Origin of the sequence: Methylobacterium sp. J-059 (assembly GCF_022829485.1) — a bacterium.
Classification (GTDB): Bacteria; Pseudomonadota; Alphaproteobacteria; order Rhizobiales; family Beijerinckiaceae; genus Methylobacterium.
Genome location: NZ_JAKSYA010000052.1, coordinates 89,893 through 105,322, shown reverse-complemented (window position 1 = coordinate 105,322; position 15,430 = coordinate 89,893). Strand labels below are relative to the sequence as shown.

The 15,430-nt window shown below is 72.8% G+C and carries 16 protein-coding genes; 12 read left to right on the top strand and 4 right to left on the bottom strand.

The features are described from left to right. Window positions 1-3: 3 nt before the first annotated feature. Entirely contained in the window at window positions 4-459 is a 456-nt protein-coding gene (locus tag MKK55_RS05715) for an RNA polymerase subunit sigma-70 (RefSeq protein WP_243933690.1), read from the bottom strand. Window positions 460-677: 218 nt separating this feature from the next. On the opposite strand from MKK55_RS05715, the gene MKK55_RS05710 reads away from it, so the two are divergent. The 3 genes from MKK55_RS05710 (at window position 678) to hemC (ending at window position 3,018) form a co-directional block, all read left to right on the top strand. Continuing rightward, window positions 678-1,541, top strand: coding sequence for a Kdo hydroxylase family protein (locus tag MKK55_RS05710; RefSeq protein ID WP_147729053.1), 864 nt, complete (start codon window positions 678-680; stop codon window positions 1,539-1,541). A 28-nt stretch (window positions 1,542-1,569) separates the two neighbouring features. Further along, window positions 1,570-1,869: an antibiotic biosynthesis monooxygenase family protein gene (locus tag MKK55_RS05705; protein ID WP_147729054.1), complete on the top strand. Its 300-nt coding sequence runs from the start codon at window positions 1,570-1,572 to the stop codon at window positions 1,867-1,869. 225 nt (window positions 1,870-2,094) lie between these two features. Then, window positions 2,095-3,018, top strand: coding sequence for a hydroxymethylbilane synthase (gene hemC / locus MKK55_RS05700; protein ID WP_147729055.1), 924 nt, complete (start codon window positions 2,095-2,097; stop codon window positions 3,016-3,018). A 69-nt stretch (window positions 3,019-3,087) separates the two neighbouring features. On the opposite strand, the gene MKK55_RS05695 is transcribed toward hemC, so the two are convergent. Next, window positions 3,088-4,155: a GSCFA domain-containing protein gene (locus MKK55_RS05695; protein WP_147860066.1), complete on the bottom strand. Its 1,068-nt coding sequence runs from the start codon at window positions 4,153-4,155 to the stop codon at window positions 3,088-3,090. 90 nt (window positions 4,156-4,245) lie between these two features. Between MKK55_RS05695 and MKK55_RS05690 the strand changes: the two genes are divergently transcribed. Then, on the top strand, window positions 4,246-5,274 hold the full coding sequence (locus MKK55_RS05690; RefSeq protein ID WP_243933689.1) for a WcbI family polysaccharide biosynthesis putative acetyltransferase: 1,029 nt from the start codon (window positions 4,246-4,248) through the stop codon (window positions 5,272-5,274). Window positions 5,275-5,317: 43 nt separating this feature from the next. Here the strand turns inward: MKK55_RS05690 and MKK55_RS05685 are convergent, their stop codons facing one another. Beyond that, a complete protein-coding gene (locus MKK55_RS05685; RefSeq protein ID WP_147729566.1) occupies window positions 5,318-5,713 on the bottom strand; it encodes a response regulator in 396 nt (131 codons plus the stop codon). Window positions 5,714-6,135: 422 nt separating this feature from the next. On the opposite strand from MKK55_RS05685, the gene pal reads away from it, so the two are divergent. After that, a complete protein-coding gene (gene pal / locus MKK55_RS05680) occupies window positions 6,136-6,651 on the top strand; it encodes a peptidoglycan-associated lipoprotein Pal (protein ID WP_147729567.1) in 516 nt (171 codons plus the stop codon). 143 nt (window positions 6,652-6,794) lie between these two features. Here the strand turns inward: pal and MKK55_RS05675 are convergent, their stop codons facing one another. Beyond that, on the bottom strand, window positions 6,795-7,208 hold the full coding sequence (locus MKK55_RS05675; RefSeq protein ID WP_243933688.1) for an SRPBCC domain-containing protein: 414 nt from the start codon (window positions 7,206-7,208) through the stop codon (window positions 6,795-6,797). A gap of 230 nt (window positions 7,209-7,438) precedes the next feature. Between MKK55_RS05675 and ybgF the strand changes: the two genes are divergently transcribed. The 7 genes from ybgF to MKK55_RS05640 all read left to right on the top strand — a co-directional run bounded on the left by ybgF (window position 7,439) and on the right by MKK55_RS05640 (window position 15,423). Then, window positions 7,439-8,428 carry a tol-pal system protein YbgF gene (gene ybgF / locus MKK55_RS05670; protein WP_243933687.1) on the top strand — a complete coding sequence of 330 codons (990 nt, stop codon included), beginning with the start codon at window positions 7,439-7,441 and terminating at the stop codon, window positions 8,426-8,428. Continuing rightward, entirely contained in the window at window positions 8,425-9,648 is a 1,224-nt protein-coding gene (gene tilS, locus MKK55_RS05665; RefSeq protein ID WP_409566021.1) for a tRNA lysidine(34) synthetase TilS, read from the top strand. Before ybgF ends, tilS begins: the two co-directional genes overlap by 4 nt. A gap of 3 nt (window positions 9,649-9,651) precedes the next feature. Continuing rightward, on the top strand, window positions 9,652-11,574 hold the full coding sequence (gene ftsH / locus MKK55_RS05660) for an ATP-dependent zinc metalloprotease FtsH (RefSeq protein ID WP_147728678.1): 1,923 nt from the start codon (window positions 9,652-9,654) through the stop codon (window positions 11,572-11,574). A gap of 229 nt (window positions 11,575-11,803) precedes the next feature. Next, on the top strand, window positions 11,804-13,144 hold the full coding sequence (glmM, locus tag MKK55_RS05655) for a phosphoglucosamine mutase (protein WP_147728677.1): 1,341 nt from the start codon (window positions 11,804-11,806) through the stop codon (window positions 13,142-13,144). Window positions 13,145-13,298: 154 nt separating this feature from the next. Continuing rightward, the gene (locus MKK55_RS05650; protein ID WP_147844174.1) at window positions 13,299-13,565 is read left to right on the top strand and encodes a hypothetical protein; all 267 of its coding nucleotides are present in this window, start codon (window positions 13,299-13,301) and stop codon (window positions 13,563-13,565) included. Further along, entirely contained in the window at window positions 13,562-14,191 is a 630-nt protein-coding gene (locus MKK55_RS05645) for a TetR/AcrR family transcriptional regulator (RefSeq protein ID WP_147728675.1), read from the top strand. Before MKK55_RS05650 ends, MKK55_RS05645 begins: the two co-directional genes overlap by 4 nt. Beyond that, window positions 14,188-15,423 (top strand): efflux RND transporter periplasmic adaptor subunit, encoded by a 1,236-nt coding sequence (locus MKK55_RS05640; RefSeq protein WP_243933686.1) that lies wholly within the window; start codon window positions 14,188-14,190, stop codon window positions 15,421-15,423. Before MKK55_RS05645 ends, MKK55_RS05640 begins: the two co-directional genes overlap by 4 nt. The last annotated feature ends 7 nt before the right edge of the window (window positions 15,424-15,430 follow it).

Below are 15,430 nucleotides of genomic sequence, written 5' to 3'. Positions count from 1 at the left end.
GCCTCAGAGATCGCCGAAGGCCAATTGCCCTTGGTTGCGCCGGGGCGCCGGGACGGTCTTCGCCTTGGCCGGGGTGCTCTTTCCCGCGGCGCGCTTCGCCGCGGGGGCCTTGCGCGCCGTCGGCTCGCCGCGCAGGCGGGCCAGGGCCTTGTCGCGGGCCACGGCCTCGGGGGCGTGCGGATCGCCGTCGAGCCACTTGCCGCGCTTGATCACCTCGTTGACCCGGCCCTGGTTCACGCCGACCTTGAAGGCGATCTCCTGCTGCGTCATGCCGGTGGAGGCGTGCAGGTCGAGGATGGCGTGGGCCAGCTCCGGCGTCATCTTCTGGCCGGTCAGGCGCCGGGCGGGCTTCACGGTGCGGATCGCGCGGTCGCGCTCGCGCAGGCGCTCCAGCAGGGCGAGCGCCATGTTCATGCCGTGCTCGCGCAGCGACTCCTCGAATTCCTTCAACGTCGCCATCGGCGAATGATCCTTGTGCGGGCGAGACCGCCCGGAACAGGGGGAGAACGTGCCGCCTTCGCATCGGTTGCGCAAGGCGTCGCGGCTGCGGCATCCCGGGATGACAGGATGCCGGCGCCGTCATCCACCGGTAAAACCGCCGCGCTGGCCCTCGCCCCGAGCCTCGGCTAAACCCGCGGACCCGCGACGCCGGCCCCGCGACAGGACACGCGACCCGCATGATCAGCCCGATCCTCACCGTTCCCGCCTCGGGGCCCGCCTCGAACGGCTCGCTCGCCGCGGCCCTGGAAGGCGGCGCGGTGCTGATGTTCCCCGATCTCGACTTCCCGTTCAGCGACTTCGAGCGGCGCTTCACCGAGCGCCCCTTCGCCGACGGCAAGGCCAAGAACGTCAACATCCGGGGCGAGGCCGCGACCCTCCGGGGCGCCGCCGGCACGCCGGAGGAGCAGGAGGCGCTGCGCCAGCTGCTGGTGCGCTACCGGGCGTTCTCCAAGGACCTGATCGCGCGCCACCTGCCGGAATACGCGAGCGGGATCAGCCTCGCCGGCACGTCGTACCGGCCCTTCGACGTCGACCGGCGCAAGATGAGCTGGCGCCGCGACGACACCCGGCTGCACGTCGACGCCTTCCCCTCCAACCCGATCGGCGAGAAGCGCATCCTGCGGGTGTTCCGCAACATCAACCCGAGCGGCCAGCCGCGCCTGTGGCGGGTGGGCGAGGATTTCGGCTCGATGGCCGACAAGTTCCTGCCGAAGCTCCCGGGCTACTCGGCCCTCTCGGCGCGGCTGCTCGCCGCCCTGCGCATCACCAAGGCGCGGCGCTCGGAATACGACCACCTGATGCTGCACCTGCACGACGCGCTCAAGCAGGACGCCGACTACCAGGCCGGCGCGCCCCAGGCCGACGTGGAGTTCCTGCCGGGCCAGACCTGGGTCACCTTCTCCGACCTCGTGATGCACGGCGCCATGGGCGGCCGCTACATGCTGGAGCAGACCGCCTACCTGCCGGTCTCCGCCCAGGCCGACCCGGACAAGAGCCCGCAGCGGATCCTGGCGCGCAAGCTCGGCCGCCCGCTCCAGTAGGCCTCCCGCCGCAAAGGACACGACACCGATGATCCTCGAAATCGCGCAGGTCGAGATCAAGCCCGGGATGGAGGCGGCGTTCGAGGCCGGCATCGCCGAGGCCGCGGAGATCTTCCGGGTCGCCGCCGGCTGCCGCAGCTTCGACGTGCGGCGCTCGGTCGAGCATCCGCAGCGCTACCGCCTGCTAATCGAGTGGGACACGCTCGAGGCCCACACTCGGGACTTCACCGGCTCGCAGCCGTGGCAGGATTACCGCGCCCTGGTCTCCCCCTGCTTCGCGAGCCCGCCGGCCGTGGAGCACACGGAACGGGTGCTGAAGGCGTTCTGAGGACGCGCGCGACGCCGACGGCCCCCTCCACCGTCATTCCGAGGCGCCGCAGGCGAGCCCGGAGTCCGGACACGCCGACGCGAAAGTCATGGGCATTGTCGGCGGCTCTGGATCCCGGGCTCTGCTTCGCAGCCCCGGAATGACGGGGTCGGAGCGGATCGAGCGCTTGCGTCGCCCGCCGCCGCCGACGATGCTCGCGCAAAGCTCGGGCGAGACAAGAAGCACATGATCCAGCGTCCCCTCCGCATCGGCACCCGCGGCAGCCCGATGGCGCTGGCCCAGACCGGCATGGTCCGCGACCGGATCGTGGCGGCCAACCCGGGTCTGGAGACCGAGCTCGTCGTCGTCACCACGGTGGCCGACAAGATCCTCGACCGGCCGCTCTCCGAGATCGGCGGCAAGGGGCTGTTCACCAAGGAGCTGGAGCAGGCGCTGTTTTCCGACGAGGTCGACGTGGCGGTCCACTCGATGAAGGACGTCGAGACCTGGCTGCCCGAGGGGCTGGTCATCGCCTGCATCCTCGCCCGCGACGACCCGCGCGACGCCTTCCTGTCGCCGCGGGCCGCCGGGCTCTCGGAATTGCCCGCGGGCGCGCGGGTCGGCACCTCGTCGCTCCGGCGCGCGGCGCAGGTGCTGATGCGGCGCCCCGACCTGCGCATCGTGCCGCTCCGCGGCAACGCCAACACCCGGATGCGCAAGCTCGAGGCCGGCGAGTGCGACGCGACGCTGCTGGCGCTCGCCGGCCTCGAGCGCCTCGGGCTGGAGGGCATGGCCCGCTCGGTGCTCTCGGTCGAGGAGATGCTGCCGGCGGTCGCGCAGGGGGCGCTCGGCATCGAGGCCCGCGCGGGCGATGCCGAGATCCACGCGCTGCTGGCGCCGCTCGCCTGCGCCCGCACCACCACGGCGATCGGCGCCGAGCGCGCGCTCCTGGCCGAGCTCGACGGATCCTGCCGCACGCCGATCGCGGCGCTGGCGCGGATCGAGGGCGACACGCTCAGCCTCGACGGCCTGCTCTTCCTCCCCGACGGCAGCCGCCACTGGGCCGCCTCGCGCTCGGGCCCGGTCGCCGACGCCGAGCGGATCGGGCGCGACTGCGGCGCGGCGATCAAGGCGGCGGCGGGCGAGGTCTACACGAAGCACCTGCAGTAGGGGCTATCCGCGACGCGCGCTTCCCTCCCCCCTCTGCGGGGGAGGGAAGGGACGGGTCGCGTCGTCCCCTTACGCCACGCTACGCTCGATCTGCTCCTCGTCGCAGATCACGCCCGCCGTGCCCTCGTATTCGGCGGCGAAGTCGTGGGCGGCCTGCACCGGGGCCGGCGCGGTGCGGTCGGCGGCGAAGGTGGCGAGGAACGAGCGCATCACGTGGCGCACGCCGGCGTCGTTGATGGTGCGCAGGTCGTCGTTGTAGTAGCGGCCGGCATTCACGTTGCTGGTGACGATGTCGTAGGCCGGGAAGTACACCGCCCGCGGGTCGCCGGAGGCGCAGGCCTCGCCGGCCGCCACCCGCAGCACCGACTTCGAGTAGCTGTTCGACTCCATCACGTGCCGGTCCATGTAGGTGGCGATCATCGGCACCGGCGAGACCGTGAGGATGATGCGGGCGGTCGGGTTCACGCTCCAGAGCCGCTCGAGGAAGCCCTGCAGGTCGGCGAGCACCTCGGCCGCGCCGGCGTTGACGCATTCGTAGAGCGCCGGATCGTAGCTGCCGCCGGCGACGCCGGGCGCGAGCGGCAGGGCGGCGCCGTCGGCGCGCCAGCGCCAGCCCTCGGTCAGGCCCAGCGTCAGCACGAACACGTCGAGGGTCTCGAACAGGCGGCGCACCTCGGCCAGATGCGCGTCGCGCGCGGCGACCACCGCGGCCTCGTCCGCGAAGCCGGCGGGCTCGACGGTGGGCCGGAACGGGTCGACGTAGCGGCCGTCCTCGCGCAGCCACGCCTTCAGCTCGGGCTCGAACCGGCCGTAGGCCCGATCGAACAGCTGCACGAACTGGCGCGTGTAATAGAGGTTGCCGTACCGGGCCGAGAAGGTGCCGAACTGGCGCGCGTCGGCCTCCGCCGGCGCGGTGCCCTCGGGGGCGGCTTCCGTCACGTAGTAGTTGAAGCCTTCCGCCCGAAGCGCCTCGGCGACGCGCTGGGCGAAGCACGATCCACCGGTGGCGACCTTGTCGGCCTGGCCGATCGCGAAGGGCGCGCGCGGCCGCGGATCGACGGCGAAGGGGGCGACGTTGGTCACGACCTTGCGCCAGAAACGCTCGGCCGGTAGACCGCTATAGGGGTTGGACGTCATCTTGTAGACCCTTCCTCCGACCTCCGGCGCAACCGCCTCGGCGACGCGCCCCGAGCTTCTTCGCCCCACCCGATGCACCCGGCGCGTAACGTGGCCCTGTCCGATCTGCCTAGGCGCGCCCGCGGCGCGTTCTCGTTGTCGCCGCCATCCTGGGCGACACCGTGGCGCGCCAAGCCCGCTGCCGATGCGGGCCGGCGCGGCCCGCGCATCGCGGTGCTCGGCAACTGCCAGGCGCGCGGCGTGGCCCAGGCGATGCGGCTGCTGGCGCCCAACAGCCCGGTGCGCTTCCTGCCGATGGGGACGCTCGGGCGCGACCACGGCGACATCGACGGGCTGGTGTCGACGCTCGCCGCCTCCGACCACGTGTTCTCGCAGCTGTTCCCGGCCGGGCTGCTCCCCGGCGGCGACATCGCGGTCCTGCGCCGGCGCGACCCGCGCACCAAGCTGTTTCCGACGATCGTGTTCTCGGCCTTCCATCCGGACATGGTCTATGCCGGCCGGGTCGAGGACCTCGCGGCGCTGAAGCTCGCGCGCTCGCCGCTCGGGCAGTACCATTCGGCGATCGCCCTGTGCGCCCACCGCCTCGGCCTCACCGCGACCCAGGCCGGGCGGCTGTTCCGCGAGGACGTGTTCCGGCGGCTCGGCTATCTCGACCAGTGGGAGCCGGCGGTCCGCGAGCTGATCGGCGGCGGGGCCACGGTCGCCTTCGGGCTCGAGCGCGAGATGAGCCGCTGGAGCCGGCGCGGCGCCTTCATGCACGTGATCAACCACCCGAAGGTCTTCGTCGTCGCCGACATCGCCCGGCGCCTGCTGGTCGAGAGCGGCTTCGCGCCGGAGCCGGTGGAGATCGAGGACTACCTCGGCGACGAGCTCGCCCGCGACGTGGTCTGGCCGGTCTATCCGCCGATCGCCGAGATCTACGGGCTCACCGGCTCGTACCTGTTCAAGACCAAGCCCCGCGGCGACGCCTTCCCGGTCCTGTACGACCTGCCCGGCTTCTTGGCGGCGAGCTTCGCCCTGTACGACGCCGCGGAGCCGAGCGACCTCGCCTGCGCGCGGGTCGAGGCCTGGATCGGCGCGCCGGAGATCGTCGCGATGTTCCGCGCCGAGGCCGCGTGAGCCGGGGCGGGTCGCGTGACGCCCCGGCGCGACCGGGCGACGATCACATCGCGGCGCGGAGCGGCTCGTCGGTGACGCCCTGCGCCATCATCCGCACCACCTGCTCGATGTCGCGGATCTGGAACGGCTTGCGCAGGTAAAGGCCGCCGCGGACGGCGCGCGGCGGCAGGCCGGGGGCGGTCGAGGTGTAGACCACCGGCCGGTCGGGATGCATCGCGCGGAAGGCCTCGGCCACGCTCCAGCCGTCGATCAGGCCGGGCAGGCGGATGTCGGTGAACAGCCAGTCGATCGTGCGGCCGCGCTCGCGCAGGATCGTCAGCGCGGCCTCGCCGCTCGACGCCTCGATGACGCGGATGCCCTGCGTCTCGCACAGCGACGCGACGATCTCGAGGAGCAGGTAGCTGTCCTCGACAATGAGCACGCTCTGGGCGGGATGCATCGGGGTGGATCCGGTCGGCAGGTTTCGCCTCAGTGGAGGCCGCGAGCGTTAACGCTTCCCTAACGCGCGCCGCCCCCGGCCCCGCATGCCCGCGCGGGCTCGCCCGCGACGCGCCGTTGTTGCGCCGCCGCAACGCGCCGGTCGAATCGACGCTTGCGCGAGGCCGGGCCGCGCGGCCGCCGCAATGCGGGTGCCTGACGGGGCCCGCGACGTCGGTCCTCGCGCCACGAGTCCTGCGTGCGCCACGACACATCGGCGGCGGGCCGGCTCCGTTGGAAACCCGGCGTCAAGCTTGATGGAACCTTCGCTTAACCCGACAGGCCTAAAGCCCAATCTCGTTTGATCGCGCGGACATCAACGCGCCGACCTGCCGCGACCCGGGACCGGGCCGGCGCACACCGTCCGCTCGTGGAGTGACAGACATGCCCCGATCCGCGCGCTTCCGCGCCGCCACCTTCCGCGCCGCCTCCCTGAGCTTCGCCCTCTGCGCTGGCCTCGCCGTCTCAGCCTGCAGCAGCGACAAGGACCTCGCCGACGCCTCCGCCTTCGGCGGCGGCGCCTCCACCCCCGGCAGCGCGCAGGACTTCGTCGTCAACGTCGGCGACCGGGTGTTCTTCGAATCCGACTCGACCGACCTGACGCCCACCGCGACCGGCACCCTCGACAAGCAGGCGGCCTGGCTGCAGCGCTACCCGCGCTACAGCTTCCTCATCGAGGGCCATGCCGACGAGCGCGGCACCCGCGAGTACAACTTCTCGCTGGGTGCCCGCCGCGCCCAGGCGGTGAACGACTACCTCGCCTCGCGCGGCATCGCCGCCGGGCGGATGCGCACCGTCTCCTACGGTAAGGAACGCCCGGTCGCGGTCTGCAACGACATCTCGTGCTGGTCGCAGAACCGCCGCGCCGTGACGGTGCTCGACCGCGGCGCCGGAAGCTGACCGCAGGCGCGACCTTCGTCGCCCGACGACCCCGCCATCCTGCCTCCACCATCCCGCGGCCTCCTCGGGCGGGCGTATCGGGGCAGGGGCGAGCGGGGGACAACACCCGCCGCGACGCGTCCGGCCGACGCGTCCGGCGCAGCTCACCCTCTCGCCACGTGTCGGCAGAGGTTGCCGAGGATGGCGGCCCAGCCGCTGCGCTGCTGCGCGATGGGGACATCGGTCTCGGGATCGAACGCGACCGTGACGCCGGTCCGGTCGCCCAACGCGGTGAACTCGACCACCGCATGACGGTCGCCGAAGGCGTGTTCGATCCGTTCGTTCGGGACGCTCCTGGTGTCGGTGCCCACGACATCGAAGCCCATGCTGCCGTCCTTCGCCGCCATGCGCGCCGTGAACGTGCCGCCTTCCCGAAGGTCGACGGTCGCCGTCGGACAATGCCAGTCGTCGGACGCAAAATTCCACTGCGTGATCCGATCCGGCATCGTGTAGTCGTCCCGGACGACGCCGACCGGCGCGGACGCCGTCGCTTCTACGATGATCCGTTCCTGCGGCATGGGGGCTTCGCATCCGGCCGTTCGGGACTTCGCGGCGGGCATCTCACACCAGGCCGGTCGTGGCGGCAACTTCCGGGGCGACGCCGCATGCGGCCGGCCCCCTAGGCCCGCCCTCGCCGTGCGGCTCGAGGGGCCCCGAGCCGGCATCGCCTTAACTTTGCCGTGCTGGAGCGCATCTGCTACCGGCCTCGCGCCGACTTTGCGCGCTCCCTGTCACGACCGGTGCCACCATGCTCCGCCGCCTGCTTCTCGCCTCCTGCGCCGTCCTCAGCCTCGCCGCCCCGGCCGCGGCGCAGGACGCCTCCGAATTCGTCGTGCGCCTCAACCGGATCGAGAACCAGTCCCGGATGATGGCCGGGCAGATCGAGACGCTGCAATACGAGAACCGGCAGCTCAAGGAGCAGCTTCGGAAGTTCCAGGAGGACGTCGAGTTCCGCCTCAACGAGAAGGGCGGCGGCAAGGCCGCGCCCGCGCCGAGCCGCGAGCCGGCCGGCGCCGTCAACGGCGGCAATCCGGGCGCCGCCCGCCCGCAGAAGCGCGGCGACGCCTTCGACCCCGAGCAGAGCCCCGGCCGCCCCGGTGCGCCGATGCAGCTCGGCGCGACCCAGCCCTCCGCCCCGGCCGCGGCGCCTGCGCCGGCAGGCGCCGCGCCGATGGCCCAGACCCGGCGCCTGCCGGAGCCGGCGATCGACGACGGCGAGGACGCGGAGGCGCGCGGCGCCCCCGGCTACGACGAGCCCGTCGACCTGTCGCCGCCCGCCCGGGTCGGCACCACCGGCGCGCTCCCGAGCCCGGCCCGCGCCCCGGCCAGCGTCGCCGCCACCGGCAGCGGGGACGCGACGAGCGACTACGAGGCCGCCGTCGGCCACATCCGCGAGAAGCGCTACGAACAGGCCGAGATGGCCTTCCGCCAGTTCATCCAGTCGCACCCGCGCGACGGCCACGTCCCGGCCGCGACCTACTGGCTCGGCGAGAGCTACCTGCAGCGCAACCGCAACCGCGAGGCGGCCGAGCAGTTCCTGAAGGTCTCGACCGACTACGCCCGCTCGCCCCAGGCGCCGGAGGCGATGCTGAAGCTCGGCGTCTCGCTCAACGCGCTGGGCGCGCGCGAGCAGGCCTGCGCGACCCTGGCCGAGCTCGACCGCAAGTTCCCCGCCGCCGGCTCGAACGTGCGCCAGAGCGTGGCGCGCGAGCAGAAGCGCGCGCGCTGCACCGCGTGAGCGACCCGCGCGACGATCCCGGTGACCGGATCCGTCGCGCCCTCGCCAACGCCCTCGCACCTTGGCTCGCCGGGGACGCGCCCGTGGTGCTCGCCGTCTCCGGGGGGCCCGATTCCACCGCCCTGATGCACGCCGCCGCCGCGTGCCGGGCCGGCGCGCTCTTCGTCGCGACGGTGGACCACGGCCTGCGCCCCGAATCCGCCGACGAGGCCCGCGCCGTCGCCCGCGCCGCCGCGGCGCTCGGCCTGCCCCACGCGACCCTGCCCTGGGAGGGCGTCCGTCCCAGTGCCGCGATCCAGGCGGAGGCGCGGGCCGCCCGCTACCGCCTGCTCGCCGCGCATGCGCGCACGGTCGGCGCACGCCTCGTGCTCACCGGCCACACCCGCGACGACCAGGCCGAGACGGTGCTGATGCGCCTGATCGCCGGCAGCGGCCCGGCGGGCCTCGCCGGCATGCGGCGGGAGCGCCCGCTCGAGCCCGGGCTGGCGCTGGCGCGGCCCTTCCTCGACATCGCCAAGGTTGACCTCGTGGCCTGGTGCGAGGCGCAGGGCGTCGGTTTCGCGCGCGACCCCTCGAACGCCGACGACCGCTACGGCCGGGTGCGCCTGCGCCGATTGCTGCCCCTGCTCGCCGCCGAAGGGTTCACGACCGAACGATTCGCAAGGATCGCGGAGCGCGCCGCCCGCGACGACGCGGCGTTGGCGGCGGCGGCGGACGCCGCTTTCCGGCAGGCGGTCTCGGCGCCGCTGTCCGTGGGAGGGCGCCGGTCTCCTGTCCCAGAAGGAGAGGGAGCCGCGCCTCTCCCTCCCCCCGCAGTGGGGGGAGGGGGTGCTGCGGCGATCGTCCCGCTCCGTCTCGACGGCCAAATCCTCGCCGCGCTCCCCGACGCGGTCGCGCTGCGCGTCCTCGACCTCGCCCTCGACCGGGCCGGCGGCACGCTGCCGCGGCGGCTGGAGCGGCTGGAGCGGCTGGTCCTCGGCGACCTGCTGCCGGCGCTGAGATCGGGGCGCGCGGTGCGGCGCACCCTGCGCGGGCTCGCCATCGCCGCCGACCCGGCCCGCCGCGTGACGATCCGGCCCGCTCCGCCCAGGCGAGGGGACGGCCTTGCCGCAGGGGCGCCCGACTTACTTGGCAAGGGGGAGGGCTCTGCCTACATTGGCTTGGCGTGCGCGGACGAACCCGCAGCGGCGGGCAGCCGGCCCACACGCCCCAGGGATTGATCGATGAACCCGAATTTTCGCAATTTTGCTCTGTGGGTCGTCATCTTCCTCCTCGTCCTGGCCCTGGTGACCCTGTTCCAGAATCCGGGTCACCGCGGCGGCGGGAGCGAGATCGCCTACAGCCAGCTTCTCAACGACGCCGATGCCGGCAAGATCCAGTCCGTCGTGATCTCGGGCCAGGACGTGTCCGGCTCCTACGTCGGCGGCGGCAGCTTCACCTCCTACGCGCCGAACGATCCGGGCCTCGTCTCGAAGCTTTCGGGCAAGGGCGTGCAGATCACCGCGCGCCCGCCGTCGGACAACACGCCCTGGTTCATCCAGCTTCTGGTGAGCTGGCTGCCGATCCTCGTCTTCATCGGCGCCTGGGTGTTCCTGTCCCGGCAGATGCAGTCGGGTGCCGGCCGCGCCATGGGTTTTGGGAAGTCGAAGGCCAAGCTCCTCAATGAAGCGCACGGGCGCGTCAGCTTCGACGACGTCGCCGGCGTGGAAGAGGCGAAGGAGGATCTGCAGGAGATCGTCGAGTTCCTGCGCGACCCCCAGAAGTTCCAGCGGCTCGGCGGGCGCATCCCGCGCGGCGTGCTCCTGGTCGGCCCCCCCGGCACCGGCAAGACCCTGATCGCCCGCGCGGTGGCGGGCGAGGCCAACGTGCCGTTCTTCACCATCTCCGGCTCGGACTTCGTCGAGATGTTCGTCGGCGTCGGCGCCAGCCGCGTGCGCGACATGTTCGAGCAGGCCAAGAAGAACGCCCCCTGCATCATCTTCATCGACGAGATCGACGCGGTCGGCCGCCATCGCGGCGCCGGCCTCGGCGGCGGCAACGATGAGCGCGAGCAGACCCTCAACCAGCTGCTCGTCGAGATGGACGGCTTCGAGGCCAACGAGGGCGTGATCATCATCGCGGCGACCAACCGCCCCGACGTGCTCGACCCTGCGCTGCTGCGTCCCGGCCGGTTCGACCGCCAGATCATGGTGCCGAACCCGGACGTGACCGGCCGCGAGCGCATCCTGCGCGTCCACGTCCGCAAGGTGCCGCTGGCGCCGGACGTCGACCTCAAGGTCATCGCCCGCGGCACCCCCGGCTTCTCGGGCGCCGACCTGATGAACCTCGTCAACGAGTCGGCGCTGCTGGCCGCGCGCCGCGGCAAGCGCATCGTCACGATGCACGAGTTCGAGGACGCCAAGGACAAGGTGATGATGGGCGCCGAGCGGCGCACCCTCGTCATGACCGAGGACGAGAAGCGGCTCACCGCCTACCACGAGGGCGGCCACGCCATCGTCGCCTTCAACGTGCCAGCCACCGATCCCGTCCACAAGGCGACGATCATCCCGCGCGGCCGGGCTTTGGGCATGGTCATGCAGCTGCCCGAGCGCGACAAGCTGTCGATGTCGTTCGAGCAGATGACCTCGCGGCTGGCGATCATGATGGGCGGCCGCATCGCCGAGGAGATGACCTTCGGCCCGGACAAGGTGACGTCGGGTGCCCAGTCCGACATCGAGCAGGCGACGCGGCTCGCCAAGATGATGGTCACGCGCTGGGGCTTCTCGCCTGAGCTCGGCACCGTCGCCTACGGCGACAACAACGACGAGGTCTTCCTCGGCATGTCGATGGGCCGCCAGCAGACGGTGTCCGAGTCGACCGCCCAGAAGATCGACGCGGAGGTCCGCCGCCTGGTCGAGACCGGCCTTGAGGAGGCCCGCCGCATCCTCGCCGACAGGAAGGACGACCTCGAGGCGCTGGCGCAGGGGCTGCTCGAATACGAGACGCTGTCCGGCGACGAGATCAAGAACCTGCTGAAGGGCCGTCCCCCGGTCCGCGACGGTGGCGACGTGCCCCCGACGCCGGCCCGCGGTTCCTCGGTCCCGTCGGCCGGCCGCGGCCGCCCGAAGGAGAGCGACGGCGGCCTCGAGCCGCAGCCGCAGGGCTGAGAGCCTCACCACCGACGAACGGGAAGGGCGCCACGACGGCGCCCTTTTTCGTATGTCCAGCATCCGAGACGGACAGGCATGGGAGACGCAGCGCGGGTTTTCTCCCACCCCTCTGCGGGGGAGGGAAGAGGCGGCGTCGATTCACCGTAACGGGACGCGATCCGCGCGTGCCGTGCGATCGATGATAGGTTGCCCGCAACGTCGCGTGCCCGATGGGACGGAGAGTTTCGTGAGAAAGTATTTCGGCACCGACGGCATTCGCGGCCGGGCCAACGGGGTGATCACGCCGGAGCTGGCGCTGAAGGTCGGCCAGGCGGCGGGCCTGGTGTTCCAGCGCGGCGACCATCGCCACCGCGTCGTCATCGGCAAGGACACCCGCCTGTCGGGCTACATGATCGAGACCGCGCTCATCGCCGGCTTCACCTCGGTCGGCATGGACGTGCTGCAGCTCGGGCCGATGCCGACGCCGGCGGTGGCGATGCTCACCCGCTCGATGCGCGCCGACATCGGCGTGATGATCTCCGCCTCGCACAACCCGTTCGAGGACAACGGCATCAAGCTGTTCGGGCCGGACGGGTTCAAGCTGAACGACGCGATCGAGCGCGAGATCGAGGCGCTGATCGACGGCGAGCTGCACACCCGGCTCGCCGGCTCCATGTCGCTCGGCCGGGCCAAGCGCATCGAGAGCGTGCATGCCCGCTACATCGAGTTCGCCAAGCGCTCGCTGCCGCGCAACGTGACGCTGGACGGCCTGCGCATCGTGGTCGACTGCGCCAACGGCGCCGCCTACCGCGTCGCCCCCGAGACCCTGTGGGAGCTCGGCGCCGAGGTCATCGCCATCGGCGTCGAGCCGGACGGCTTCAACATCAACCGCGACGTCGGCTCGACCGCGCCCGCCGCCCTGGTCGGCAAGGTCCGCGAGCTGCGCGCCGACATCGGCATCGCGCTCGACGGCGACGCCGACCGGGTGCTGATCGTCGACGAGAAGGGGCAGGTCGTCGACGGCGACCAGCTCATGGCCGTCGTCGCCCGCTCGTGGAAGGAGGACGACCTCCTGACCCAGCCGGGGATCGTGGCCACGATCATGTCCAACCTCGGGCTGGAGCGCTACCTCGGCGGGATCGGCCTCTCGCTCGCCCGCACCGCGGTGGGCGACCGCTACGTGCTCGAGCACATGCGCGAGCACGGCTACAACCTCGGCGGCGAGCAGTCCGGCCACATCATCATGTCGGACTACGCCACCACCGGCGACGGGCTGGTGGCCGCGCTGCAGGTGCTGAGCGTGGTCCAGCGCAGCGCGCGGCCGGTGAGCGAGGTCTGCCACTGCTTCGACCCGCTGCCGCAGATCCTGAAGAACGTGCGCTATCGCTCCGGCGAGCCGCTGCGCGCCGACAGCGTCGTCACCGCGATCGAGCACGCCCGCGAGCGCCTGGGCAACGCCGGCCGCCTCGTCATCCGCCCGTCCGGCACCGAGCCGGTCATCCGCGTGATGGCCGAGGGCGACGACCGCGGCCTCGTCAACGACGTCGTCGACGCGGTCGTCGACGCGGTGACCCGCGCCGCGGCGTGAGCGTTTCGGCCTGAGCGATCCCGTCTTCCCTCCCCCGTGGGGGGGGAGAGACGGGCTGCGGCGACGACGCGCTTCCTGAGCCGATCTGAGAATGAACATTCATTGACGTGAGAATGAACGTTCATTACACGGGGGCGGCACGCAGGAATCCGCCATGGGCCTTTCCGTTTCCGATCCCGGCACCGCCCTCCGCCTCGCGGAGCTTCGCGCCGTGGCCACGCCGGCGAACCTCGCGCTCGTCGGGATCCTCGGGCTCGCCTGGGTCGCGCTGATCGGCTGGACCGGGGCCGGTCCCGACGGATGGCAGGCGCGGTCCTGTGCCGGGCTCGCGGTTCGTCCCGCCGCCTGCCAGGGCGTCCCGCCCGCGAAGGACGCGAGCCGCATCGTGCCCCACGTCTCGGCGGCGAGCCTCGCGCGATGAGCGCCGGCAGCGCCGTCTCGGCGCGGATCGAGCCGTCGGCCCGGCGCGAGCACATCCTGGCCGCGGCCGAGGCCTGCTTCGTGCGCAACGGCTTCCACCGCACCACGATGCAGGACCTCGCCCGCGAGGCGGCGATGAGCGCCGGCAACGTCTACCGCTACTTCGCCTCGAAGGAGGACCTCGTCCTCGGGCTCGCCGAGTGCGAGCGCGCCCGCGGCGCCCTGCTCGTGGCCGAGCTGGAGCGCGACGGCGACCGCCGCGCGGCGCTGCTCGGCATCATCACCCGCTACTTCGTCTCGATCACCCGCGAGACCGCGATCCTGCGGGTCGACATCTGGTCGGAGGCGACGCGCAACCCGGCGATCGCCGCGATGACCGCGCGGGCCGAGGCCGAGGCGCGGGGCTGGTTCGTCGAGACCTTCGCCGCCCTGGCGCGGTCCCCCGCCTGCGACCCGGCCGCGCTCTACGCCCTACTCGGCCCCCTGATGAAGGGGATCATCGTCGACCGGGCGCTGCTGCCCGGCTACGACCCGGCCGCCGCCGTCGCCCAGCTCCTCGCCCTGCTCGATGCGGGCCTCGACGGGCGCCTTCCCCTCGCCTCGACGCCCGCGGAGACCGGCCGATGACCGTTCGCGCCCATCGCCTCGGCCTCGCCGCCCTGGCCCTCGTGCTCCCCCTGTCCCTGCCGGCACGGGCCGAGACCGCCCCGGCGCCCGCCGCGGCGAGCCCCGCGCCCGCGGTCAGCGTGGTCGAGGCGGCGCGCCGCGAGATCGTCGAGAGCGTGGTCGTCACCGGCACGCTGGTGCCGCGCGACGAGATCCTGGTGACGCCCGAGATCGACGGCTACCGCGTCACCGAGGTCCTGGTCGAGGAGGGCGCGCGCGTCGCCCGCGGCCAGGTGCTCGCCCGCCTGTCGCACGACCTGATCGACCGCCAGCTCGCCCAGCAATCCGCCCTGGTGGACAAGGCCACCGCCGCCGTCCCGCAGGCCGAGAGCACCATCGAGCAGGCGGAAGCCGCCGCCGTCGAGGCGCGCCTCGCGTTCGACCGCGCCAAGCAGCTGATGCAGACCGGGAACGGCACGGCGGCGATCCTGGAAGGGCGCACCTCCACCCTGCGCCAGGCCGAGGGCAAGCTCGCCTTCGCCCGCAACGGCCTGGTCATCGCGAAGGCCGAGCTGGCCCAGGCGAAGGCGGTGCGCGACGAGCTGGAGCTGCGGCTCGCCCGCACCGAGATCCGCGCGCCGGAAGCCGGCATCGTCAACCGCCGCACCGCGCGCGTCGGCATCACCGCCTCGTCCGCGGCCGAGCCGCTGTTCCGCCTGATCGCCCGGGGCGAGATCGAGCTCGAAGGCGAGGTCGTCGAGACCAAGCTGCCGCTGCTGCGGGAGGGCCGCCCGGCCTGGATCGAGATCGGCGCGGGCGCACGCGTCCAGGGCAGCGTCCGCGCGGTCTACCCGGAGGTCGACCGGGCGAGCCGGCTCGGCAAGGTCCGCGTCCGGCTCGAGGCCGACCCGCGGCTGCGCATCGGCACCTTCGCCCGCGGCGCGGTCGAGATCGCCCGCACCCGCGGCGTCGCCGTTCCCCAGGCCGCGGTGCTCTACGGCGGCCCGGCGCGCAGCAGCGTCCTCGTGGTCGCCGGCGACACGGTCGAGGCCCGCCAGGTCCGCACCGGCCTGTCCGACGACGACGACATCGAGATCCGCAGCGGGCTCTCCGAGGGCGAGCGCGTCGTCGCCCGCGCCGGCAGCTTCCTGCGGGACGGCGACAAGGTCCGCCCCGTTCCGCTGGCGGCCGTCGCCCCGGCCGTGGCCGAGGCGCCGTCGCCCGAGGCGAGCGCCGACGCCGGCGTCCCCTGAGCCGACG